The sequence below is a fragment of the Bacteroides sp. Marseille-P3684 genome, assembly GCF_900291465.1.
Taxonomy (GTDB): Bacteria; Bacteroidota; Bacteroidia; order Bacteroidales; family Bacteroidaceae; genus Phocaeicola_A.
This window is the reverse complement of the sequence record NZ_LT985808.1, coordinates 1,633,451-1,658,193: the sequence shown is the minus strand read 5'-3', so window position 1 is coordinate 1,658,193 and position 24,743 is coordinate 1,633,451. Positions and strand designations below refer to the sequence as shown.

Annotated in this window: 17 protein-coding genes, 1 tRNA gene and 1 pseudogene; 4 read left to right on the top strand and 15 right to left on the bottom strand. The window is 48.6% G+C overall.

What is annotated here, in order from left to right:
* Positions 1-53 precede the first annotated feature (53 nt).
* Positions 54-440, top strand: coding sequence for a hypothetical protein (locus C8275_RS06370; protein WP_106484096.1), 387 nt, complete (start codon positions 54-56; stop codon positions 438-440).
* Entirely contained in the window at positions 406-1,398 is a 993-nt protein-coding gene (locus C8275_RS06365) for a transposase (protein ID WP_199881879.1), read from the top strand. Before C8275_RS06370 ends, C8275_RS06365 begins: the two co-directional genes overlap by 35 nt.
* Positions 1,399-1,426: 28 nt before the next feature.
* Here C8275_RS06365 and C8275_RS06360 read toward each other — a convergent pair whose 3' ends face one another.
* Together C8275_RS06360 and C8275_RS06355 are read right to left on the bottom strand one after the other, a co-directional pair.
* Positions 1,427-2,644, bottom strand: a complete 1,218-nt coding sequence (locus C8275_RS06360) for an ATP-binding protein (RefSeq protein ID WP_106484527.1) — start codon at positions 2,642-2,644, stop codon at positions 1,427-1,429.
* Between the two features lie 206 nt (positions 2,645-2,850).
* Positions 2,851-2,926 (bottom strand) — tRNA-Lys (locus C8275_RS06355).
* A gap of 234 nt (positions 2,927-3,160) precedes the next feature.
* Here C8275_RS06355 and C8275_RS06350 point away from each other — a divergent pair.
* Positions 3,161-3,832 (top strand): MarC family protein, encoded by a 672-nt coding sequence (locus tag C8275_RS06350; RefSeq protein WP_106484526.1) that lies wholly within the window; start codon positions 3,161-3,163, stop codon positions 3,830-3,832.
* A 119-nt stretch (positions 3,833-3,951) separates the two neighbouring features.
* Here the strand turns inward: C8275_RS06350 and C8275_RS06345 are convergent, their stop codons facing one another.
* The 4 genes from C8275_RS06345 to C8275_RS06330 all read right to left on the bottom strand — a co-directional run bounded on the left by C8275_RS06345 (position 3,952) and on the right by C8275_RS06330 (position 10,982).
* Positions 3,952-4,338 (bottom strand): L-rhamnose mutarotase, encoded by a 387-nt coding sequence (locus tag C8275_RS06345; protein WP_106484525.1) that lies wholly within the window; start codon positions 4,336-4,338, stop codon positions 3,952-3,954.
* 95 nt (positions 4,339-4,433) lie between these two features.
* On the bottom strand, positions 4,434-6,125 hold the full coding sequence (locus C8275_RS06340) for a RagB/SusD family nutrient uptake outer membrane protein (RefSeq protein ID WP_106484524.1): 1,692 nt from the start codon (positions 6,123-6,125) through the stop codon (positions 4,434-4,436).
* Positions 6,126-6,142: 17 nt separating this feature from the next.
* A complete protein-coding gene (locus C8275_RS06335) occupies positions 6,143-9,187 on the bottom strand; it encodes a TonB-dependent receptor (protein WP_234395717.1) in 3,045 nt (1,014 codons plus the stop codon).
* 145 nt (positions 9,188-9,332) lie between these two features.
* The gene (locus C8275_RS06330) at positions 9,333-10,982 is read right to left on the bottom strand and encodes an alpha-L-fucosidase (protein WP_106484522.1); all 1,650 of its coding nucleotides are present in this window, start codon (positions 10,980-10,982) and stop codon (positions 9,333-9,335) included.
* A gap of 273 nt (positions 10,983-11,255) precedes the next feature.
* Between C8275_RS06330 and C8275_RS06325 the strand changes: the two genes are divergently transcribed.
* Positions 11,256-12,119: an AraC family transcriptional regulator gene (locus tag C8275_RS06325; protein WP_106484521.1), complete on the top strand. Its 864-nt coding sequence runs from the start codon at positions 11,256-11,258 to the stop codon at positions 12,117-12,119.
* A gap of 23 nt (positions 12,120-12,142) precedes the next feature.
* Here C8275_RS06325 and C8275_RS06320 read toward each other — a convergent pair whose 3' ends face one another.
* The 9 genes and pseudogenes from C8275_RS06320 to C8275_RS06280 all read right to left on the bottom strand — a co-directional run bounded on the left by C8275_RS06320 (position 12,143) and on the right by C8275_RS06280 (position 24,726).
* Positions 12,143-13,792 (bottom strand): rhamnogalacturonan acetylesterase, encoded by a 1,650-nt coding sequence (locus C8275_RS06320; protein ID WP_199881877.1) that lies wholly within the window; start codon positions 13,790-13,792, stop codon positions 12,143-12,145.
* Positions 13,793-14,101: 309 nt separating this feature from the next.
* Positions 14,102-15,136 carry a BACON domain-containing protein gene (locus C8275_RS06315; protein ID WP_106484520.1) on the bottom strand — a complete coding sequence of 345 codons (1,035 nt, stop codon included), beginning with the start codon at positions 15,134-15,136 and terminating at the stop codon, positions 14,102-14,104.
* A 29-nt stretch (positions 15,137-15,165) separates the two neighbouring features.
* Positions 15,166-16,602 carry a DUF4302 domain-containing protein gene (locus tag C8275_RS06310; protein ID WP_106484519.1) on the bottom strand — a complete coding sequence of 479 codons (1,437 nt, stop codon included), beginning with the start codon at positions 16,600-16,602 and terminating at the stop codon, positions 15,166-15,168.
* Between the two features lie 2 nt (positions 16,603-16,604).
* Entirely contained in the window at positions 16,605-17,576 is a 972-nt protein-coding gene (locus C8275_RS06305) for a putative zinc-binding metallopeptidase (protein WP_106484518.1), read from the bottom strand.
* Between the two features lie 29 nt (positions 17,577-17,605).
* On the bottom strand, positions 17,606-19,168 hold the full coding sequence (locus C8275_RS06300; protein WP_234395716.1) for a RagB/SusD family nutrient uptake outer membrane protein: 1,563 nt from the start codon (positions 19,166-19,168) through the stop codon (positions 17,606-17,608).
* 29 nt (positions 19,169-19,197) lie between these two features.
* Positions 19,198-22,524, bottom strand: a pseudogene (locus C8275_RS06295) (SusC/RagA family TonB-linked outer membrane protein).
* Positions 22,525-22,675: 151 nt separating this feature from the next.
* A complete protein-coding gene (locus C8275_RS06290) occupies positions 22,676-22,996 on the bottom strand; it encodes a hypothetical protein (protein WP_106484517.1) in 321 nt (106 codons plus the stop codon).
* Positions 22,997-23,195: 199 nt separating this feature from the next.
* Positions 23,196-23,519, bottom strand: a complete 324-nt coding sequence (locus C8275_RS06285) for a YbjQ family protein (protein WP_022383306.1) — start codon at positions 23,517-23,519, stop codon at positions 23,196-23,198.
* A 46-nt stretch (positions 23,520-23,565) separates the two neighbouring features.
* Positions 23,566-24,726: a FecR family protein gene (locus tag C8275_RS06280; RefSeq protein WP_106484516.1), complete on the bottom strand. Its 1,161-nt coding sequence runs from the start codon at positions 24,724-24,726 to the stop codon at positions 23,566-23,568.
* Positions 24,727-24,743 lie beyond the last annotated feature (17 nt).

The window sequence follows — 24,743 nt, the reverse complement described above, 5'->3', positions numbered from 1 at the left end:
AAATCAGTGGGGATTAGTTTTCCAATATCCAGAGGAATTCCGACCTTTGCCTTATGGAAAAGAATCAATTGGAAGTGCTTGCGCGTATCGTGCTGCCTTCAGAAATACTGGATCATTTTGAGATAGCAGGTGTGCAACAGAGTCGGACAGAGATTCATATTTATCTCGACGAGTTAATGAATGCGGGATTGTCATCAGATGCCAATTTTGCATCCAAAGGCTTCATGGAGGCTGTGAATGTAACCGATTTCCCGATACGCGACCATAAGGTCATACTGGTCATACGCCGTCGCAGGTGGACCGACCTGCGTACAGGCAAGAGTTTCAGCCTTCCAATCAGCCTTGACATAGCCTGCAAAGGAACCCGTTACTCCAAGGAGTTCGGGGCTTTTTTAAAAGAAACGTATGGAGACATCCCCTGTGACCTGCCGTACGCTTGAAACATTCTACCACATAAATGCACATACCTTTGAGAAACAGTACAAGGAAACGCTAAGCGGCTTCCACGACTGGGACCAGCTAGACCATGCCGATTCATGGCTGTTGTTTCCCGAAAACATAGGCCGGCATCTTGCCATAGACGAGTCTTCCCTGTCCAATGGGGAGCTGTATACGTTTGTCACCAACCGTGACCGGCATACAGGTGAAGGAAGTCTGGTGGCGGTCGTTTCCGGCACGAAATCGGAAGACGTGATACAGGTGCTGAAGTTGATAGACGAGGAAGAACGCATGAAAGTGGAGGAAGTGACCCTTGACCTTTCCGATTCAATGCGCAAGATTGTTTCTGTCGCATTTCCGAAGGCTCAAAGAGTGATTGACCGTTTCCACATCCAGAAACTGGCTTGTGATGCCGTGCAGGAAATCCGTGTGGCGCACCGTTGGGACGCCTTGCAGCAAAGCAATGAAGAAATGGAAGAGTGCAAACAAACCGGCAAGCCCTATGTGCCGTTCCGCTTTTCCAATGGAGACACGCGTCCGGAATTGCTCATCAGAAGCCGTTACCTTCTGTTCAAATCAGCAGACAAATGGACGGAAAGACAAAAGGAAAGGGCTAAAATCCTCTTCGAGGAGTATCCTGACATCAAAATGGCTTATGGTCTGTCCCACTCATTAAGAATGATATTCTCAAAGAACACCATCAAAGATGCAGCGCGGTTGAGCATGGCCAAATGGTACAACAAAGTCGATGATTCAAGAATGAAGCAGTTCAATGTCATTGCCTCGACATTCTATGAGCATTATGACGAAATCCTGAACTTCTACAACAAACGCTCATCAAATGCGGCAGCCGAATCATTCAACGCCAAAATCAAACTTTTCAGGGCGAATCTGCATGGAGTCGTAGACAAAAAATTCTTCCTCTTCAGAATCGCAAAGCTGTATGGTTATCCCCACTGATTTTCTACTGCTCCTTGATTTCCGGATGCTACCAATTCTCATCCGTCAGGAAATCAGCAATGTGCCGATGTCTTACCCCCTCTATGTTGTCCTGCCAAACATCATCCATACTCACAACAAATTTGGGATAATGATCGCTAATGTCAAGCAAAGGGGCAAATTCACGCTCCACCGTTGTGTCCGATTCCATCCGATAGGTTACCTGGACATAAATCTTTTCGTCCCTGCGGATGCCTACGAAATCGACTTCACGACTGTCCTGCTTTCCGATAAATGTATCATATCCGCGACGCTTCATCTCCCAATAGACTATGTTTTCCAACGCACCCGAAATCATCCGGTCTTTATAACCCATCACGGCATAAACCAGCGACAAGTCGCTGACAAAATACTTCTCATTGGTCTGCAACTGTTCTTTCCCCTTGATGTCGTAACGAGGCACACGCTGGATGATGAACGCGCCCTGCAAGGCATTCAGGTAATTATAAACAGTGTTGATATCCACCCGACGTTGCTGACTCTTGAAGTAGTCGGCAATATTCTTTGCGTTGAGCCGGCTGCCGATATTATCAAACACGAAGCGTACCACCCGTTCCAGCAATTCCACGTTGCGGATACCGTGCCGCTGTACCGTGTCGCGCAGGATGACGGAAGAATAGATGTCATATACCAGCTTATAAATAGATTCGAGGCTGTAATCGCCCGTATGAACGGCCGGGAAACCTCCCATACGAAGGTATTTCTGAAACTCTTCCCTCAATACGTCCTTGCTATCCGAATTTATACCGTGAAACAACAGATATTCATTAAAGGACAACGGCATGACATGAAAACTGACGTATCTGCCTGCCAGATAGGTGGACAACTCGGAGGAAAGCAACCGGGAGTTGGAGCCGGTTACATACACATCCACATCCCAATCCACCATGAAAGAATTGACAGCCTTCTCCCAATCTTTCACTTCCTGTATTTCATCCAACAAGATGTATACTCTTCCACTGGTCTTTTCCACTTTAGCCTTGATATACAGATACAAGGCTTTTGCATCAGCGATATCCATCCATTCAAAACTCTCAAAGTTCATATAGACAATACGCTCTTCTGTAACTCCCTGATGCTTCAATTCTTCTGCAATCAGTTGCAACACAACCGACTTTCCACACCGACGGATACCGGCTATCACCTTGACAAACGGACGGTTCATGAAGGGGTGGATTTGATTCATATACAGTTCTCTTTCTATCATGCCCACTTGTATTTATGATTACACCTGCAAATATAGCGCATATCTATCTATTGTTTATGGTTATACCCATAAAAACATTGTTTTCAATGCGACTTGTACGGCATACAGAATGATTTCAGAGTCCTAACTGATGGTGAGAATGTTCGTACTGGACGTAATAAGAAAAGCCGCTGATAACGGTTAATTATCAGCGGCTTTCATTCTTTTGGTGATCCGCCTGGGGCTCGAACCCAGGACCCCAACATTAAAAGTGTTGTGCTCTACCAGCTGAGCTAGCGAATCAAACCTTTGATGCATTCATTTCTGAATTGCGGTGCAAAGGTAGAGACTTTTTTGGAATATACAAGCGAATTATATGTTTTTTAGCAGGATTTATGCACTTTCTCTCTTTATGAGTGTTGACTCGAATGAAGAATTGTTATTTTTGGCGCGTCAATCAGAGCCGGATTCATCCACCGTATGGGAGGACTCAAAACGGCTCTCAACCAGGTACCAATCAATAAAACAAGAAAACGTATGGACTCACTACTTCCATTTGCCTTATTGTGTTTCACTTCATTCTTCACGTTGACCAACCCGCTGGGCACCATGCCTGTGTTCCTTACCATGACACAGGGAATGAGCAAAGACGAACGACAGCGCATTGTGAAAAGAGCGACCATTATCTCATTTCTTATCCTGATCGTATTCACTTTTTCCGGACAGTTCCTGTTCAAGTTCTTCGGTATCTCCACCAACGGCTTCCGTATAGCTGCCGGATTCATCATCATCAAGATTGGCTATGACATGCTGCAGGCACGTTACACGAATGTCAAACTGAAGAACGAGGAAATCCGTACGTATGCCAATGACATCTCCATCACCCCACTTTCCATCCCCATGTTGTGTGGTCCGGGTGCAATAGCCAATGGCATCATGCTGATGGACGAGTCTACATCGTGGAGCATGGTTGCCATACTGGTCGGCATCATAGCCCTTGTCTATCTGCTGACTTATTTTATCCTGAAAGAATCGACCCGCCTGGTAGACCTGATCGGAGAAACCGGCAACAACGTCATGATGCGACTGATGGGACTCATCCTGATGGTCATTGCCGTGGAATGTTTCGTCAGTGGAGCACGCCCCATCCTGATCGACATCATCCAGTCCAGCCTGCCCGACATGCTTCCGGCAGGAGCAGCACACTAAACCGGAGCAGACTCCCCCTACGTATCTCCCGCGTAATACCTTACTCGAAAAGGCAGGAAGGAGATGCGTATGGAGGGAGGAGACAAGTAACTTAAAGAGATAAAAAGTCCTCCATCCAACTACTCATACAAGTAAAATATCCGTTCCATCAGTTTCCACTTTTGACCAGATGTGCTCCCCGGAGCACATTGTTGGAAACGAGACACGTAGTCCTCCCATTCCTGTTGACGAGGCAAATGAGCTAATTGCTCCATCGCTTTATCCCACTCAAACTCCAAAGGTGTTTCCACAATCATAAAAGCTTGAGAACCGGATATGTATATCTCCATCTCTAAAATTCCAACCGAACGGATTCCTTCTCGTATTTCCGCCCACGATTCAGCTGCACCATGTATTCTACGGTACTCAGCTATCAAGGCCGGATTATCCTTCAAGCTCAACACTTGACAATAACGCTTGGTGGGGAAAGCGTACCCCCGTTCCAAATATCCTTGTTGTTGATTCATGGTCAATCACAAAGCATTAATTAATTCATTCAATACACCTGAGAAAAAGCCTGCCCCAACCCAGTTAGAGCAGGCTTTTCCAAACAGATTCTCAATCAGTAGCCATCGTTTTGTATAAGATTCCCATCCACATTCATCTCTGATTGCGGAATAGGGAAGTAACGGTTATGAGCGGCCCATGAGCGGGTTTCAAATTGGTAATACATGTTCTTATCTACCGAAGAAGCTGTCGATCCCTTACCACGGTAATTCCTGTCATTCGGGTTATCAGACAGTTTCACCCCGGTAAAGGTATGGTTCAGGACCTGTTCGGCAATTCCCCAACGCAATACATCAAAATAGCGGAAGCCCTCAAAAGCCAGCTCCACTCTCCTCTCCTTGCGGACGGCCTTACGGACTGCCTCTTGCGAATTAAGCTCGGCTTTGGTATAACCGGGCAACTTCACACGATCACGAATATCGTTAATGGTCAGATTCAACACATCCTGAGTCACCTCACCGGGAGCCGATTCATTCAGGGCTTCCAAGTAACTCAACAAGACCTCTGCATAGCGCATCAGAGGTGTATAAGTCGGCGTCGAAGCAATGTTGCTCGTCACGGAAGGATCGCATCCCTTCTTAATGCAATATCCATTGGACAACGGATAACGGTTGTAACTGTCAGCCGTATTAGGTCCTTTAAAACAATCATAAGTCAGGTCATTATATTTTGTCCCCGGATAGGAACCCAACGGAGGCAGAAATACCGTGGCATACAAACGGAGATCACGGTTGGCATAAGGATCATTGTCGTCATACACAGCAGAAGTTTCAATGTCTTTTCCATCTGTACAAAAATAATCCTTGACCAACTCATTGTAAGCGGTAAACTGATGCCAGCCTCCATAAGCACACTCCGGATACTGATATTGATAACGTACGGTCGTATATTTATCTGCCAGAGCCATCATGCAGAAGATGGTTTCCGGACTGTATTCCCCACCGACCCAGAAGAGTTTCTCGTAGCTATCATCTCCGTTTCTGCGATCCAGCTGATACAGACCGGAATCAATGACTGCCTTCAGAACACCGGCAGCGTCAGCCCATCTGTCCTGTGCCAGATAAATACGACTAAGCAACACACGTGCCGCATTCCTGGTAAAACGTCCATAGTTGGACGCATCATAACGGTCCGGCAGCACATCTATAGCCTCCCGAAGGTCAGACTCCAGCTGATTGTACACCTCCGACTGAGATGTCTGGCTGATAGTGTTGGCTTCTCCCAATGTCAAATTAGTCAACGGCATCGGTACATTCTTAAAATGGAATGCCAGATAGAACAGGTAGTAAGCACGCAAGCATTTTGCTTCTGAGATGAACTGTGCCCGTAGCTGTTCATCTTTCATCGGACAGTTCACCACATTAACCAAGAAATTGTTTTGTTTGGCTATCATCCAATAGGCATTGTCCCAAAAACGCTCTATGTTACTATTTGTAGGCAAGCAATTGACTCCTGCCATCATGCTGGTGAAGTTCTCCTTCTCCACACCGTTTCCACCACAGCAGTCCAGGTATATTTGTCCACACGGTGTAGCAAAATCATCATTCGTCCATCCACTTGGAAAAACATAACAACCCACCAGTGCCATATAGGCATCTTTCTCATTATTCCAGAAGTTCCCGTCTGCGATCGACGAATTCGGGCTTTTATCCAATAAGTCGGAACATCCACAGGCCCCTCCCAACAAGAGCAGAAAGGATAAGCCTAATTTGATCGTGTGAGTCACACGTGTATAGAGTGCATTCATATCTCTTTTCATTTAGCTTAGAAGTTTAAATTAATACCAAAGGAATAAACTGCTGTTGTCGGATAGTACGACGGTTGATCGCCTGTACCGATTTCATTTTCCGGATCCCATCCCTTATAGAAACCGTTGAAGCTATACAGGTTCTGCCCGCTCACGTACAAACGTAATTTCTCAATACCGAATTTCCTGGTCATTGCTCCGGGCAGTGTATATCCCAATTGTATATTCTTGACACGCAAGAAGCTGGCATTACGCATCCAATAATCCGAGGTCTGGAGATTGGGATTATTCATGTTCAAGGTCTCAATGCGCGGATATTCTGCCCATTTATCCGGATTATCCACTGTCCAACAGTGATCGGCCTGCCAACGCTGGATATTACCATTATTATAAAAGGCGTATGCCATATAGGAACCAATCAGACGCTGGTAGCCACCCAAACCTTGAAGCAAAGCAGAGAAATCCACTCCTTTATAAGAGGCTGACAGATTCAGACCATAATAGAACTTAGGCAATGTGCTTCCCAGGACAGTTCGATCATATTCCGCATCGACCTTCCCGTCGGGTACACCGTCCGGACCGCTGATATCTTTGTATTTCACATAACCGGGCTTCAGGCTTCCCTTTCCGACAAGCTGCTCGGGAGCTGCATCAATTTCAGCTTGGTCGACAAACAAACCATCTGTCTGATAACCATAAATAATGCCAAGCGGCTGCCCCACAATACGATTGTTGTTTATCTCTTTCCTGGCTCCATTGGCCAATTCTTCCACCGCATTCTTCACCCATGTAAAGTTCGGAGCAATACTGAATCGGAATCCGTTGCCAATATGTCCATTGAATGAAAGATTCATTTCAATACCTCTATTAGATACAGCTCCGACATTGGATTCACCGACGCCACGTCCCATAATCCCAGTCACCTCCAGCGGTGCCAGAATATCCGAAGTATACTTATAGAAATATTCCACAGTACCATTTATGACCCCCTTGAACATACTGAAATCCAGACCCACATTCGTGATGGCTGTTTTCTCCCATGTAATATCCTGATTCTTGTAAGTTGAGACATAGGTACCGGATACCAATGTCGCAGGATTGCCCAACGGATAGTTATGTCCCAAATCATACACCTGCTGGTAGGGATAGGTTCCAATATTCTGGTTACCCAGGACACCGTAAGACAAACGTATTTTCAAATTGTCAAAAATGTCAGCCACCTTGCTGTTTTTCCAGAAATCTTCTTCAGACACTCTCCAACCTACTGACACGGAAGGGAAAATACCCCAACGGTTATCCTTGGCAAAACGGGAAGAAGCGTCACAACGCAAGTTTCCTTCCAGCAGATAACGGTCCTTGAACGAGTAGTTAAACCGTCCGAAAAAAGAGACTAACGCATATTCATCCAAGACGCTACCATTCGTTGCAGTAGACGCATCTCCGGAACCTAGCTCATACAAGAAATTATTAGGAAATGTATTACGATACCCTGACAATTCACGATTTGCAGATTGTTCCACTGAGGTACCAGCCAAAACCTTCAACGCATGGATATCCCTGAAAGTTCTCTCATAGTTCACCAAGGCTTCCAAAGTGGTATACGTGTTGTTTCCCGACCAAATGTTCAATGTAGAGGGGCCGACAGTCTTCGAATTATCAAAATACGTTTCTGCACGATAGGCTTTATCATACTTGGTCCAATAATTTACACCCGCTTTTCCTGAGAATGACAGACCTTCAACCGGGGTATTCCATTTCAGTTGGGCTGATGCACTGATATTCCGGTTAATATTATGCACAAATGATTCACCCGCCAACCATGCTTCCGGACTGTAATTGTCCTGATAGCCAAAGGTGCCGTCCGACTTCTTACCTGCAATAACGACCGGTTCACGCACCGCATAACCGATGATACCATCGATGCTCTGTGGCTCACCGTTAGGTGCATCATAATTGTTATTAAATGCATTGACGTTCAGATTCAGCGACAACCGGTCGGTCAACAGAGTCTGTAAAGAAAGAATGGCAGTCATGCGCTCATTGGAAGTCTTTTCCGTCAAACCGTTCTGCTTACGATAACCGACAGCCAGGTTGTAGCTGGTCCGGTCATTTCCTCCTCTTAAACTGATGTTATGTTGATGCTGAAAACCCGAACCGGTGTCCAACAGTTCTTTCAGATGGTTCACATTGGGATAGTTATCAGGGTCAGACCCATTCCGATATTTTTGAATATCCTCATCCGAATAAGCCTCAACCAACCCCATATTGCGCATTGCCATATTATAATACTCCGCATATTCCCATGAATCGAGGAACTCCGGCAGTTCTGTCGGTGTCTGCCAACCGAAAATAGCATTGTAGGAGATGGATGTCTTACCTTTCTTACCCTTCTTTGTTTCAATCAGGATAACCCCATTTGCAGCGCGGTTACCGTAGATAGAAGCCGAAGCCGCATCTTTCAAAAACGAAATGCTTTCAATATCATTGGGGTCTACATCATCCATACTCCCGGACAGGCCATCAATCAATACCAACGGATCTGTACCTGCATTGGAAAAAGTCCCGGTACCACGAATCTTCACACGAGCGCCTGCACCGGGACGTCCGGAATTTGAAACAACACTCAACCCGGGAGCCAGACCGGCGATTGCCTGGGCTGTGCTCATGACAGGCTTATTAGCCAACTCGTCGGCACTGACAGACGATACGGCACCCGTCAAATTGACCTTCTTCTGGGTTCCATAACCCACAACAACCACTTCTTCCAACTGTCTGGTGTCTTCCTCCAATGTCACATTTATGATTCGATCATTGCCGACTTTAATTTCCTGAGTGACATATCCTACATAACTGAATTGAAGGACATCACTGACATCCGCCGGGATGGAATAGCCTCCATTGATGTCACTGATTACACCCTTCAGTTCACCTTTCACCAAAATACTTACCCCGATTAACGGTTCACCGTTACTGTCTGAAACAGTACCTTTCACATAACTTTGTCCCTGTGACTCAACCACGCCAACAAAGCAGACCATGAGCAGGAAGACAATTCGTGCCATCCATACACTCTTCATACAAACATGATTCCTCATATACAAAGATTTATATTATTCAACTGATACAATACGGTAGCAGACTGGATACCAGGCAACCAGTCTCCAATCGCTATTCATTCCTTATGGGTTAAAAAGGTTCTATCTCCACTTATTCCACCTTGAATACCGGAGCGATTCTGTTCAGCGGTTTATCCGGAAGATTGATGACCAGTCCTTCGGCTGTGCGGTTGAAATCCACCGTTCCGTAACCAAGCAATTCTACCTGACTTATCTTCCCGGGATAAAGGTCATTCCCTTGCGACAGTGATTTGACGACCACCTGCTTGTCCTTCGGCCATGCCAGAGCTGTCACATACAGGGCTTCACCCTTTTGTGTAAAACGAATCTCTTGGGCTGTCGCATTCGTATAAGACCCCTCATTGAAACCCTGGGCATTGATTGCAATGTCCGAATTGGCTATCGGACCTTCACCGAACACTTTCCAAGGCTGCGTATCATAAATCGCCTCTTTGTTGGTATTCATCCAATCGCCGAACTCCATCAGGATCTTCTCTTCCTTATCATCAAACGTACCGTCGGCACGCAAAGGCACACTCAGCAACAGATTCCCGTTCTTGCTGACCACGTCTATCAATAACTTCACCACGTCAGCAGCCGACTTATACCTGTCGTTATCATAGTAGGAGCGGTCATAATGCCATCCTCCCAGGCAGGTGCAGGTCTGCCATTTGTCAGCTATGATTTGATTGGGTGCACCACGTTCGACATCCCACACCAGGGCCTTGCGCTGTTCGTCGTCCAGAATCTTGCCATTCAGCACAGCCTCCAGCTTCCCGTCATGTGTAGCCATGTTGTGATTGTAAAAGTGGGCAGCTATTTTCAGCCCGGCGTCACTAATCGGATAGAACGGAAGAACCGTCACATCAAAATACAGGATATCGGGATTGTACCTGTTTATCACCTCCAAGGTGCGATTGTAAAAGTTGGTCACATACTCCCGGGTAGGCAGACAGGCGCCATCTCCCCACGCCCATTGCCGATGGATCATGCCGTCATCCCAACTGTTTTCACTCAATGGATGGTTCTGTGCATACAAGTCCTGCGGGTCGTATCCTTCCCACCACTTGCCTTTTCCGTCCGCTTTGGTCAGCTTGCCATCATAAGGGATGCCTTTCTTCGGACCAATCGTGTCGTGGCGTTGGGCAGGCTCATACCAGGTCCATGCGTGATCGGCATGCAGGCTGATGCCGAAGGGAAGTCCCTGTTTGCGGGCTGCCTTCTCCCATTCTGCCAGCACATCACGTTTCGGTCCCATATTCACGGAATTCCAAGGATGGTACTTGCTGTCCCAAAGGTCAAAGTTGTCATGATGATTCCCCAAGGCAAAGAAATATTGCGCACCTATCTTTTTATAAAAGGCCACCAGTGAATCCGGGTTCCAGTGCTCCGCCTTAAAAGAGGGAATGACATCCTTGAAACCCACCTCCGAGGGATGTCCATAGTGTTCCACATGATAGTTATACACCGGAGACCCTTCCATATACATGGACCGGGCCATCCAGTCGCCCGTACCCTCTACACATTGTGGTCCCCAGTGTGCCCAGATACCGAATTTTGCATTCCGATACCATTCCGGGACCTTGTAATGCTTCAACGACTCCCAGGTGGGTTCGAACTTGCCCTTCATCATGGGCTCATCGGCTTCAGAGACCGGCACCTGACAGGAAGGCTGATGGGCTGTACTGCACGACAGGATAGCCGGACATAGCAACGAGAAAAATAAAGTTTTGCTTTTCATGATAAGGTATTATTTTATGACTGATTTCAGGTCATTGAATTGTTTTGTAAAAGTATAATCAAACTCACAAGGACGATAGGATATAAGCGTGTTCTGATAGGATATTATCGACTTAATTGTTAATTAGCGACTCTATGACAGTCGTATTCATAGAAAGATTTCGATATCGCCCTGTATTCTATGCCTGTCACTGTTATTTCCGGCTCCAATATTTTGAGACCTGACAGATCCTGTATAACTTCGGGCGCTTTAACCTGAATTCCGTTTCTTAATATGAGCCTCTCAATCGACCAACTGCACCCGTATGTCCTAAATGCCGGATTAGCTGTCCACGACGCTGACTGGAACTGGAAAGATGTGGTCAGTCCTTTCAGCCGTCTGTATTATGTCGTGGAAGGAACTGCACAAATCAAGTTACCGTCCGGTATCCATACACTCAAGCCCAACCACATGTATTTCATACCTGCCTTTACCAGGCACAGCAATATCTGTGACTCTCATTTCTGTCACTACTACATGCACATCTATGAAGAGAATCAGGAAGGAAAAAGCATATTGGACGAATGGGACTTCCCGATAGAGGTACCCGGAAGTGAACTGGACCTGGTCCTTATCAAACGGTTCTGCCGTATTTATCCCCACATGAACCTGCAAGAATCCGACCCTACCACCTATGATAACGATGTAACACTCATACACAGTCTGCTGCTAAGCAAACAACGGGCCTTCTATGACAAGGTGGAAGCGAGGGGCATCGTATACCAGCTGCTCGCCCGCTTCATGAGATTGGCAAGGGAAAAATCACTGGACAGAGACGAACGTCTGGTGAAAGTATTGTCATACATCCACAAGCACATCAACCGGAATCTGACCATCACCGAACTGGCGGAGCAGGCGTGTCTGTCCAAGGACCACTTCATACGTCTGTTCAGGAACGAGGTAAAGGCAACCCCTCTGCAATATATCAACCGGAAAAAAATCGAACATGCGCAACTGACCCTGGTAACAAGCGACACACAGGTAAAAGATGTGGCACTCAATCTGGGCTTTGAGGACTACTCTTATTTCAACCGCCTGTTCAAGAAACTTGTCGGTACCACCCCACAGGAATACCGGCATTCCAATCACAAAATCTAATCCCAGACTTCAGCAACCAGAAACTATTTCAGGTAATCCTTCAGCGGACACCCTACAGCCTGTAAGCCTTCGGCGATGCTCTTTGCGTTCATGCGTGCCCCCTTCAAGGAGGTGTGCGTATGGTCGTGATTGAAATACTCACCGACGAGACGCAAGCCTTTCTCGTAGCCCATCTGCTGGAGTTTGTCGGCAGACAACTTGTTCAGGTCAATGTAATAGGCACCGGCACGCTCGGCAGCCTCGCGCGTCCACTTTCCGAAAGAATTCGTGTTCCGTTCTATCTCACCGTTGTCCCACTTGTTCCGGGGCGTGTGACTCAACACGATGGGAATAGCCCCTTTCTCCTTCACATCCATGATGAACTTACGCAGATACCAGCCGAAGGTATAGACCACCTGATACCTTCCAGTGGACTCCATCTTGAACACCTTGCTCTCATCACCTGCTCCCGGCAGCTCGGCACGTGCCTTCCCGGTATTGATCGGACCTGCATCGTTATGACCGAACTGTATCAGCACAAAGTCACCCGGACGCAGCGCCTTGTACACTTTGTCCCAACGACCTTCGTCCAGATACGTGCGGGCACTGCGGCCTGCCTTGGCATGGTTCTCGACCGAAATGCGGTCCGTGTCAAACAGTTCATGGATGACACTTCCCCACCCCCACATGCCGTTGGGGTCGTCATCGGCATTCTTCACCGTACTGTCGCCCACCGTGAAAAGCACCGGACAACCCTTGCGATGGGTAGCACCGGTAATGGTATCCTTCTCCACCGGCTTCAGATAACGTGCCAGCTCCAACCCCTTGCAGGCCCGGATTCCCTCAGCGGCCGACTCGGCATTGACACGTGCTCCAAACTCACTGGTATGGATACGGTCGATGTAGAACATATACTTGACCTTCTCTTTGCCGAACTTCTCAAACTTACGGGCGCTGATTTCATTCAGGTCAATGAACGGGACACGCTCTTTCCGGGCAACCTGCTTTGCCCACAAGCCGAACGTATGGTTGACACGGGTGATGATGGTGCTGTCGGCATCCTCCCAGGCATTGCGCGGCGTGAGTGACATCAGGATGGGGTGTGCGCCTCGCCGTTTCACATCACGGATGAAGCGGCGCATGTATTCCCCATACGTATAGACCGTTTCCTTCACACCGGTTTCCTTGATGGTTACGTTGAGGCTGTCGCGTCCGATACCGGGGATGGATGCCCGGGCACGTCCACTGTCATAAGGGCCGTTATCATTATGCCCCAGTTCGATGATGACCCAGTCTCCCCGACGGATGCCTTTCAGCACATCCGGCCACAGCCGATTGTAGAATGTCCGGCTGCTGGTACCGCCCAAGGCATGGTTTTCCACCGTTATCTTGTTCTCGTCGAAATATTCGTGTTCGAAATATCCCCATCCCCACTGTCCGTTGTTGCCGTTGCCCAACGTCCCGGTACGCATCGTCGAGTTGCCTATCAGGAACAACACGGGGTTGTCTCCCCGACGGCTGGAGCCGGGTATCGGACGAACGGTACGTGCCAGGTTCAGGCTGTCAAGCGTATTGTCAACGACATGGTTCACGTCTTCCATCGGTGCTGCTACTTTATGTTGGGCATACACCTCTTGTCCGGCGGAAGTCGCCAGCAACAGGCAAAGCGAGGTAAAAAGCTTCTGTGTATTCATCTGAAACTGATTTTATGATCGATGCACAAAATTAGCAGATTCCTTTCCTGCGACACATGGAATATCGGCCGTTTTCATGTCCATTTGTACAATAGGAAGCCTGTTCATCCGCCCTCCACAAGCTCCAACCGTGATTGACCGGAGAAAACGCCGACAATCTAAAAAGGGCCGCCCCAACTCTATTTTGGTTGAGACAGCCCTTGTTCCGGTTTAGGTCAATGTGAGTTTATATGAGAGTTAATCTTCCTTTGGGAAAAAGACTTCCGGATAGAACTCCAGATCATAGATTTGCATATTTAATCTGCGTTCCTAAGTCGTTCCGTTCCACTCAGTAGGTGATGTGAAAAACAGAACACCCAATGCACGCAACTTCGTCTGGGAAGAGCCGTTGTCCTTCATAAACAGAGCCACTTCTCCATAAGGCGTGAAGGTCGGTGCCAAATCAATGCTCACATCTCCACTAAATGTATAATATCCCGAGTCATCCAAGATGGCTGTAACTGCATAATAACTACCGATCTTACTAAATGCCTGACCGGCCCGTATACGGAATACTCCCTTCTTGGCATCATACGTAGCCGGCATTTTCAGTTCGCCACCTCGTCCGAAGGACCTTAAAATATATGACATGTCAAATATCCAGGTACCATCCTCATTTTTGGTAATGGTAGTCCGTTCAAACAGTCCGACCGGTTGATTCATCCAATAGAAAGAGACACGCATGACAACATTCCCAACTAGTTCTTCCATATCATATTGCATGACTGTATATTTGAGCGTATCCGATTCCGAAACAAAGGATACATTGGTACCACGAGGTTTGCCTTCATTGGGTTTTGCCGTAAAGACATACCCTGTTGCAGTCTTGTCCACAGTCAGCCAGCTCTTCACACTATCAGGTACAAGCACTTTAATCGGACTGATGCTCTCAATCTTACGTTCGACTGAGCCACCTTTACGTGAGATAGATACGGACATGCCTGTCACGTCATAAGACATGTGAAATCCATCTTGCATTACTACGGCATAAATTTCATCTGTACCGTCTGAAATAAGAATCCGTGCATTGCGTGATTCCATCGTTTCATTTTTGTCTACAGCCACTGTGATGCGATTGCCTTTCACATCTGTGACACGACACCAGTCCACATCGGCTTTTGCCGTGATGGCAGTAGCAGCATTTACAGTCACCTCCTTGGTTCCTCCCAATGCATCAAACTTCAGCTCACTGGCCGTCAACGTCACCGTGGGTGTATAGGAAAGTTCTTTTCCTTCATCGCTACATCCAGCCATTGCCAGAAGCGCACCCACCATGAAAGTTATATTTATCAGTCTTCGTATCATAATATTCGATTGTTTTTATTCATACACTGTTATTCTTTATCGATGCGTTCCAACTTGACATGATTGAACCAACGGCGATGTCCCATGGTAGATTCATAAGAGTCATCCTCATAAGACATCAAGGCAAAACCATAGCTGGGTACGATATGCTCTTCTCCGGTATATTCATCAACCACCTTAGCCATTCCCTTAAAAGTCAAGGTAAAAGGAGATTCACTCGTAATATTCCCTTTTAGGAAAGCTTCGGCTCTGATATCTGCAGCAGAAAATTCCACGTACTCACCGTCCCATGTTCCGGGATAAACCAGACACAATGCCATTGGATAATAATCCCAATCATAGTCATACGCCAACGGTGTCGGCATGATGTAAAGCTGCCCGTCCTCCTGTCCGTAAAATACCGGAATCGGCTTATGCAGGAAATTTGCATCATCAGGGCTTTCAGCAGGATTTACTTCAACCATGTTATAAGAGTAATTGATAGAGTCAGCTTCTATCCGAACCGTCAATGACACGGGGTCATCCCATCTTTCCGTCTCGTAGGTATCCCAATTGAAATAGGGCTTAGTAGCTGTCAACTTGTATGTTCCTTCAAAATCGTAATACAAGTGTGCATCTTCCGGGAAGGAGCTAACAATGCTGACTTTTTCAGCTCCGGCGTCTGAACAGTTAAAAGTCATGGTACGTACATTCCAACGGAAATTGACGGCCTCCATGCCATCCACTTGGATTGGAATACGCAATTTCAACCCTTCATCCGTATAGAAGAAAGGCATTTCAACCGACTCTCCTCCCGTACTTGGAGTATAAGTAAGAACCCAATTGAAACGCTTGAACTGCCCGACAACCTTGCCATCTACCACTAGGTTGTAAACATCCCGGAAAGCCTGTTCGGAAACCACATTGGCTTTCTTGATATACTCAGCCCAGTTCACATCATCTCCCAACCGGGTAAGGACCATGGTATTCGCATATTTCTTACCTTCCAGCACAATCTTATCCTTGTCTCCGCTACGCAATACGAACTCATAATCCCCTCCATACGTTGCATTGGGGTTGTATTCGTCCGCAATACCCGGAGAAGCCAAATAGTGAATGATCGGATTATAGGTATCAAACGAGAGCGAGGTAGATTTCTCACTCTTCACAGTGTAAAGTGATGAATATTTCTGTCCGGGAACAGAGCCGCCAAAAGGCAGCGTAGTAGCCATTTCCACCTTATCCTTGGTGAAGCGGCAAAGTACAGGAATACCACCCAGCGCATAATCCGGCCCGATATAATATTCCATCAACCACCCATTCGGAGCACTCTGCAACAGTTCCATGTAGTTGTTTACATCCTCAGTCAAACGAGTAGCTGCCGACTGTTCGAAGTTGTCATCTTCCTCGAAGAGGCATGATTGAAGACCGATGCCTGCTATCGCAAACATCAGACCCAGCATAATATATCTTTTAAACGTCTTCATAGTTATTCGGCATTGGAGTTAGTAGTTTCATTCGAGGCATCTTCTGGCAAAGTCAGATCAAGTCTTTCCACTTCAGTCTGACGACGGAGAACAGCTTCACGCAACTTATCCAAATCGATTCCCCATGTTTCTTTCATGTAATTATAAACAATGGTAAACTTTTGCTGGATCAAGGCTGCACCCTCGGCACCTGCCTGCTCTAGCATATTATCCCAATAAGATTGGGTATGGGTTACATAGTTTGCAATGTTCTCCACAAAATCTTCATGTGCTTCACTCATGGCATAAGGAGTAACAAAACCAGCCTGCCAAGCCTGTTTGTCACTACGTCCATAAACCTCTCCGGTTTCGGGATCGGTGTAAATATACCAGTTACTCCCTACATATCCGTTTTCGGTAATACGGGTAAAAGCTTGATCAAAGTTCCGCCGTTGATGAAGAATATGGGCAAACTCATGGTGCATCGTCTTGAAATAATAAGTATTCAGCATATTGATGTCAATATGGTCCAGCGAGAGATCATTCACATTGTAAAGTGTGATTTTCATGCCCCCTTCCGCAGTACCCAAAACCATTGTTCCTGCCCCATCGTATGCCGGAGAACCTACCAGATGAATCGTCCGGGGAATATATGTACGCAGGAAATCAGGTCCGGCTACCTCATTGTATGCATCAATCCAGACATGCTTTACAATTTTGGCAAGAGCTACCGACTTGTCAAAATCGGCAGGAACCAAGTTATAGGTTATGTCGCTTTCAAAATCTTCGAAACGATATTTGAACGATACATTGTAGGGTGCCAGGTAATTGGCATCCAGCCAACGGTCGAAATCATTCTTGGCAGCCTCGGCATTCGCCTGTGCCTCTTTGTTCTCGAAGATACTGTGGTCAAAGTCCACTTTGTCCTCATTGCAGCTGCTCAGCCCCAAACCTAAAGCCACAGAAAACAGAAGTGCAGTATATATCTTTTTCATTGTTCCTATTGTTTTATGGGATTCAACATTCATTTAGCCCTCGGGTTGGGTTCCATGCCAGCTGAAATGACCGAACGGGGTATCTGTACGACCCGACGCAAATCACCCTTCGGCATCGAATCGGTCACTTCTACAAATACGCCATCTTCCACGTAACGACGATGAACAGTAATGCCATACCGACGGACGTCCTGCCAACGTACGCCCTCGCCCAACGTCAGAATACGGCGAATATGCAATACGCAGTCGATGAAAGCCTCTTTGGTGGCGTCCAACTGGATAAAGTCAGGTGAAAGGTGTTTCTTCACGGTCGGTTTACCCGGTTCGTAGTACGGAATCTGACTATAGAACGACACTATGTCATCAGGGGTTATATCAGTCTTATTCGTCGTAAAATTCTTCTGCCAAGCAGAAATGTCGGCAGCAGCCTCATTATATTGCCCGAGCAAAGCATAAGCCTCAGCACGCGTGATTAATGTTTCGTCAGTCGTAAACAGTGGAACAAGAACATACGGGAGATAAGAACTGCCGTCAATACTCATTTTACGATAAAGTGTCACACGACGGAACGACTTCTTCGGACTTCCGCTACCCGGCTGGAAGGACTGCTGATAGAAACGGACAGCCGACCCCCAAAGCCCTTTTGAGTCACAATCTTCTAAAGCCGTAAGGTTATTGTGCGAATAACGACGTGAAAAACTCCAACCAGCATCCACTACGCCTCCCAAGGTTGAACTTGAGCTGACAAGTAACAAGTTTGCCGGTTCGTTGGCATTGGCATAAGCATCGGATTGCACAGTTCCATTAGGAGTCAACACACCCAGCGCCTGCCAATTCCGCAACAACGCAGAAGGTTCCGGACCTAACACCCGAGTCGCATACTCAATGGTTTTCTTCAGATTCGAGAGATCCGGTTGCATGTAGTACAAATAGAAACGGGCAGCAAATGCATACGCCGCACGACGGTTAAAGTGATACTTAGGCACTTTATAGGCATCGTCACTAATCAGAGGAAGACCAGTCTCCAAATCAGCCTCAATTCTCCGGTAAACTTCCGCCAGTGTTCCACGCTCATACGTCGGATTAACCGTCGTTTCTGGTTCTGTGGGGTAAGGAATACCCAGCTGCTTCTCAGCCGTTTCATGATTATACACTTCGCAGAAGATTGTCGCCAAAGTGAAAGCACTATAGGCACGGCAAAGCAACGCCTCACCACGACAGGCATCCAGAGAAGCGGGGTTCCCCTTCTCCTCAATAGCCTTCAAGGCATCGTTCGCTTGTGCAATAGCCTGATAACAGGATTGCCACAATCCGTGAGGACTGTCCTGACGTTCTTCAGTAGGGTCATGCAACAAATAAAGTTCCTGGTCTAGTCGATGCCAATAGGTAAACGAATGGCGGTTCTCGTCGATGTTGTCACTGAGGAACTCTCCAATCAGACAACTGGTCTGGTCGGGATAAGCTGTCACCAACAGACTGGCGATGTTCTTTGCTGAATCGAGATTGGTACGGTTATCAGGCATCTCATCAAGAAAATCATTGCATGCCGTACAGACAGCCAGGCATGAAGCCCAATATAGTATTTTATTCATAATCGTGAGTTTATAGATGAGTAGTCAGATTAAAGTCCCAGGCGTACGGTCAACGTAAACTGACGAGGTACGGGAGAAGCCACACCACCGGTGTTGAAGAACTCGGGATCTTGTCCGTTCAACTTCTTGTCTGCATAAAGCAGCATCAGGTTGGTGGCTTGCAGCTTCAGCGAGAGGGTCTGCATCTTAAGGTAGGATATCCACTTCTTGGGGAAGTCATAACCCAAGGAAATCTCTTTCAGACGGATAAAGTCACCCTTTGCCACACGCTCTGTCGAATAGTTGTAGGCATTGTAAGCATAAGACAAGTCATAGTTCTCATAGTACTGACGTCTGTCCAAAATAACAGGAATAGTGGTCGACAGCTCTTCGCCCGACAGTTCCCAACGGTTCTTGAACTCACGCGGCATGGCATCCAGGTCGGTATACGTGGCACTGAACCTAGGGTCTAGACGCACGACATTGCCGAAGGCGTAAGTCAGGAAAACATTCAGTTTGAATCCTTTGTAGGTGAATACATTGCCCAGACTACCGGTAATGGTCGGATCGGTCGGTCCTTCATACTTCAGGAAGTCCAGATTGTCGCGTTGCTGGAAGCTGATATCAGTGCTGGTCACTTCTCCATTTACCTCAAACTGCGGGATACCGTCTTCGTCCAGTCCGACAAACGGAATGGAGAAAAGGCTACGCACGGGATAACCCGGACGGGTGAAACCTGTACCGGAAATGAAGTTCATCAAGTTGGAACGTGTATCCAACTCGGTCACTTTCGTTTTCGAATTCGAGAAAATCAGGTCGGAAGTCCATGAGAAGGCGCGGTTCCGGATGTTCACGGTCGAGAGGGTGAACTCCACACCGTGGCTGCGCATGGAGGCGACATTGGCATATTTGTACGGGAACCCGCCAACACCGCTGGTATTGATCAGACCAATCAGGTCGTAGTTGTTACGGCGATACCAGTCGATGGCAAAGTTGATGCGGTTGTTGAGGAAGCCCATTTCGGCTCCGATGTTCAGCTCGTGCTTCTTCTCGTAGGTCAATTCGCTATTCTCGGGTTCGTCCAGATAAAGACCCATCTCCTGAATGCTGGCAAACGGACGATAAGGCGTCGTGCCGAGGAAAATGGCGTGGGAGTTTGTCACACTGGCAGGACCGCGGTCGGCTGTCAGGGAGTAAGAGGCTTTCAGCGTGAAGTGCGACAGCGCCGGCTCGAACAGGTCCTTGAAGAACTTCTCTTCATGGGCATTCCAGGCTGCCGAGATATTCCAGGTCGGCAACCAGCGTGCCGAACGGCTGCTACCCATGCGGTTGGTACCTTCGTAACGGAACGTACCGTTGAGGGTATAGCGTCCGTCATAGGAGTAAGTGGCATTCATGAAGGCAGCCACCGCACGTCCCATGGTATGGTTCAGCGAATAGTACTTGTCGTCCGCCTCAATGCCCTTCTTGAAGAACTGGTACACATAGGAGGGCAGCTCACCCAGCGAGTACTGCATGCCCCAGCCGCGGAACATGGAGTTGGAGCGCTTCAGGCTGTTCACTTCCATACCGGCAAAGAGGTTGGTCAGGTGACGTTCATCGGCACCCCATGCCTTGTTCCAGTTGGCGGTGGCACGGAAGTCCCAACCTGCCATCTTGTAGTCGCGACGCTGGTAGATACCTCCGTCGGGAAGGATGCTGATGGGCAGTGCATAGGGGTAGTCGGGGTCTTTGTAGAGCAGGTCGTTGGCATCGCGGATGGTCGCGTCGTCCATGCCGGTGCGGTAGGCGATGGCCTGGTTGGCATCGTCGAGGATGTTGTGCTCCTGCGAGGTGGTCTGGTATTTGATGGCTGCCAGTGCCGACAGTTCCAGACCGCGGATGGGTTTGTACTTCAACTCACTCTGGAAACGCAAGTCGACGATGTTCAGCTCCATGTTGTTGTGGTCCAGCTCATGCAGGATGTTGAACGGAGCATAGTTGGCGGTGTAGAACGTATGGGGCTCCAAGGCACGCGAGGAGTTGAGTGCATAGGAGTAGGGGTTCAGGTCAAAGTCACGTGTCACCTCTCCATTGGCGGCATCGACCGTGGCACTCAGGGTGCCCGGAGCCTTCTGCTTACGGTAAGAGGCATTGGCAATCAAGCCCACGGAAAGTTTCTCGCTGATGTTATAGGTAGTGTTCAGGTTGGCGGTGTAGCGTTTCACCTCGCTCTGTTTGTACCATCCCGGGTCTGTCAACGCACTCAGGGAGGCATAGAACGATGCCTTCTCCGTACCCGTGGAGATGCTCACGGAGTGGTTCTGCGAAACGGCGTTGGAGAACAGCAGGTCAAACCAGTCCGTGTTGCGCATCTCGGCAGCCTTCTTATAGGCGTTGATGGCATCGGGCGTATTGGGCAGGGCATACTGTCCGGTAGCCGGGTCATACGTATTCATGAGCTTGTACATGTAGCCATAGACACCGCTGTCAGAGGCGCGGTGGAGGTCGGCGGCATTGAGCCAGCCTTTCTTCTCCATTTCGTCATACACGCCCATCTGGTCCTGTGAATTCATGATGTTGAACTCGTTGTAGCTGGGCTTCATGCGCATGGTGAATTCACCGGTGTAGTTGATGCTGCTGTGTCCGGCACGTCCCTTCTTCGTGGTGACGACAATCACACCCGCCATGGCGCGTGCGCCGTAGATGGAGGTGGCTGAACCGTCCTTCAGGATCTGGAAGCTCTCGATGTCGTCGGCATTCAATCCCGCAATGGCAGAGCTGATCAGCGTCTCGGCATCACCCGACGAAAGGTCGTCGGCACCCACATCGACCGCATCTTCAATGATGACACCGTCGACCACCCACAGCGGCTTGGAGCTGCCATAGATGGAGGTAGCACCCCGGACACGGATTTTCGGAGCCGTACCGAAGGTTCCCGACACATTCTGCACCGACACACCGGCAATGCGTCCTTCCAGCGAGCGGCTGATGTCCGCCATACCGTCGAGTTTCACCTTGTCGGCATCCACCTTTGCCGTGGCACCGGTAAACATACGCTTATCCATTTTCTGCATACCCGTCACCACCACCTAATCAATCAGCATGGCATCGGGATAGAGGGTAATCTTCATGGTTGCTTGCGCTTTCAGCACTTGGGTCTGCATGCCGATGTAGCTGATTTTCAGTTTCGCATTCTTGTCGACACGCAAGGTAAACTTACCTTCCACATTCGTTGTTACGCCCGTCTTCGTTCCCTCGACCACAACCGAGGCACCGATAATAGGCTGACCGTCTTCGCCGGATATCACCGTACCTGTCACCTGCAAGGTTTGGGCAATTGCCAGGTGAACACCGATCAATAAATACGCACAGAACAGTGCTAAGATTCGTTTCATAAAGTTCTTGTTGTTAAGGTTATCAGGTGTATACACATCCAACACACCTTCCGATTGAATAGATTTATCTGCACGGGAATGGAAAAAGTCATTCCCTTCCCCGCCACCTTGCGGCAACGGAGATGCACACACAGCATGGGTACACAAGGGGTCAGCCGACCCGGGTACCCGTCCCACAGGAGGACGAAGCAAAAAGATTTTGGGGTTCTGACAAGTGAAGGGTCACGCGCTCTGATGCGTCTTTTCTCTTCTCCTTATCCACACACACGGTTGAAACTCTTTCTCTCAAAGTTGCGGAAACTTCTCTCTTCTCTTTTCTCTCATCCACACAACTGCCTCTCTCAACTTCTCCCAAGAGGGAACCACTCACCAGTGGTAGTTTCGGTGACATTCCGTCACGGGGATTTACCCCCCCCCAGGACAAAAACAAGGCATTGGCTGACAAATCGTCAAACTGTCTCATTCTTCTCATGGCTCTTTTGTTTTCAATTATTACTATTAATTAACTCTCACTTCGCAAATGTAGCATTTTTATTTACCTACGCAAACATTTCTTTAAGATTTCGTACTCTTCAAAGGAAAAAAAAGCCGGTGGACGAACCTGCCGGGGAGAAGACTTCGCACACGAAGTCTTCTCCCCGACCGGTCCGTCCACCGGATACTCTGTTCGTTCAGTCTTCCAGACGGACAGCCGTGCCGCTGCAAGTCACCATCAGCATGCTGCCGGACTGTCCCACCGTCTCGTAATCGATGTCAATGCCAACGACGGCGTTGGCACCCAAACGCTGGGCTTCCTCCTCCATCTCCCGCAAGGCGGTCTGTTTGGCCTCGCGAAGCACTTCTTCATACGCTTTGGAACGTCCGCCAAGGAAATCGCGGACACTCGCCATGAAGTCGCGAAGGAAATTGGCACCGATGATTGTCTCTCCCGACACCACGCCATAGTAAGCCGTGATGTGTTTGCCCTCTACCGAAGGCGTTGTCGTCAATAACATATTCTTCTATCTAACTAAGTTAAGTTCAGCATCCATCGCATACCCCCTACTCCACGTACACGCGTCCGTCCGCCTTCTGAGTGATGGTGAACTTGTTCATGCGGTTGAGCAGCGTGAGGGCATGCTGCAAATCCTGCCGGCGATCTGCCACAAAGTGCAGGCGGCTCTCCATGGCTTCGGCATTGCAGAAGACCACGGACACGTTGTACCAGCGTCCCAACTCCTTCATGATGTCCAGCAGGGTGACATTGTCGTAATAGAAATAACCTTCCCGCCAATGTATGTATTGTGACACATCGACCTTCTGTACGGCAAAGCCACCGTCAGTCTGCAGGCTCGCCTGTTCGCCGGGCTTGATGCGTACCGTCCGTTGCCGGTCGGCGTCACTCACCTCCACACTGCCTTCCACCAGCGTCACTTCCGTGTCAGAACCTTCATAGCCGGAGACATTGAATTCCGTCCCCAGCACCCGGGTCTGCAAGGTCTGCGTACGCACGATGAAGGGGTGTCCGGCATCTTTTGCCACACGGAAGTAGGCTTCCCCGTCCAGGAATACACTCCGCTCCTTCCCCGTGAACCGGCTGGGATACACCAGGCGGCTGTCGGCATTCAGATAGACTTCCGTTCCGTCAGACAAGATGAGCTTGAAGGTCTGACCGCGAGGGACAGTCAGGCTGTGACGTTCGGGCAGGTCCTTGGCATAGGCTGACAGGTTGGCGGGAGTGTGATAATCCAGCTCATGAGGTCCCTTGGCGACCCACACTGCCGGACGGTCTGTCCCGTCATCCGCCGAAGCCTGTACACCCGGTGCCTTCTCTGTCTGCAACACCGGACTGCGCAAAGCTGCCGAGTCGGAGGCAAACACCAGCAACGGTTCCTTGCCGGTCCCTGCCCCGTTTCCGCCGGGCAACATCCACAGGAACAGAAGCAGCACAGCCGCCGCCACTCCGACCAGGGACAGTCCCCAGCGTCTCAGACGCAGACGCCGTTTGCGGGACTGCCCGGCATGGAAGGCAGCCAACAGTACCTCCACATCCGGCTCTTCCTGCCCGATGCGTGAAGCAGCGGCGAGCAGTCTCAGGTGGAGACAGTCGTCGGTCAATCCTTTCTCTTTCACTTGCTGCCACAGCTCTCCGTCCCGCTCGGACATCCCCTCCAGGAGGTCCAACAGTTCTTCGTCTGTGACAGGTCTATCTTTCGTATCCATACAATAACAGTTGACAA

Excerpts from the sequence above, each read along its gene's own strand:
- C8275_RS06325 (WP_106484521.1), top strand. The coding sequence starts at position 11,256 with ATGAGCCTCTCAATCGACCAACTGCACCCGTATGTCCTAAATGCCGGA.
- C8275_RS06290 (WP_106484517.1), bottom strand. The coding sequence starts at position 22,996 with ATGAGAAGAATGAGACAGTTTGACGATTTGTCAGCCAATGCCTTGTTT.
- C8275_RS06345 (WP_106484525.1), bottom strand. The coding sequence starts at position 4,338 with ATGAATCAACAACAAGGATATTTGGAACGGGGGTACGCTTTCCCCACC.
- C8275_RS06315 (WP_106484520.1), bottom strand. The coding sequence starts at position 15,136 with ATGATACGAAGACTGATAAATATAACTTTCATGGTGGGTGCGCTTCTG.
- C8275_RS06370 (WP_106484096.1), top strand. The coding sequence starts at position 54 with ATGGAAAAGAATCAATTGGAAGTGCTTGCGCGTATCGTGCTGCCTTCA.
- C8275_RS06365 (WP_199881879.1), top strand. The coding sequence starts at position 406 with ATGGAGACATCCCCTGTGACCTGCCGTACGCTTGAAACATTCTACCAC.
- C8275_RS06310 (WP_106484519.1), bottom strand. The coding sequence starts at position 16,602 with ATGAAGACGTTTAAAAGATATATTATGCTGGGTCTGATGTTTGCGATA.
- C8275_RS06360 (WP_106484527.1), bottom strand. The coding sequence starts at position 2,644 with ATGATAGAAAGAGAACTGTATATGAATCAAATCCACCCCTTCATGAAC.
- C8275_RS06305 (WP_106484518.1), bottom strand. The coding sequence starts at position 17,576 with ATGAAAAAGATATATACTGCACTTCTGTTTTCTGTGGCTTTAGGTTTG.
- C8275_RS06285 (WP_022383306.1), bottom strand. The coding sequence starts at position 23,519 with ATGTTATTGACGACAACGCCTTCGGTAGAGGGCAAACACATCACGGCT.
- C8275_RS06300 (WP_234395716.1), bottom strand. The coding sequence starts at position 19,168 with ATGAATAAAATACTATATTGGGCTTCATGCCTGGCTGTCTGTACGGCA.
- C8275_RS06330 (WP_106484522.1), bottom strand. The coding sequence starts at position 10,982 with ATGAAAAGCAAAACTTTATTTTTCTCGTTGCTATGTCCGGCTATCCTG.
- C8275_RS06340 (WP_106484524.1), bottom strand. The coding sequence starts at position 6,125 with ATGAATGCACTCTATACACGTGTGACTCACACGATCAAATTAGGCTTA.
- C8275_RS06320 (WP_199881877.1), bottom strand. The coding sequence starts at position 13,792 with ATGAATACACAGAAGCTTTTTACCTCGCTTTGCCTGTTGCTGGCGACT.
- C8275_RS06350 (WP_106484526.1), top strand. The coding sequence starts at position 3,161 with ATGGACTCACTACTTCCATTTGCCTTATTGTGTTTCACTTCATTCTTC.
- C8275_RS06335 (WP_234395717.1), bottom strand. The coding sequence starts at position 9,187 with ATGGCACGAATTGTCTTCCTGCTCATGGTCTGCTTTGTTGGCGTGGTT.
- C8275_RS06280 (WP_106484516.1), bottom strand. The coding sequence starts at position 24,726 with ATGGATACGAAAGATAGACCTGTCACAGACGAAGAACTGTTGGACCTC.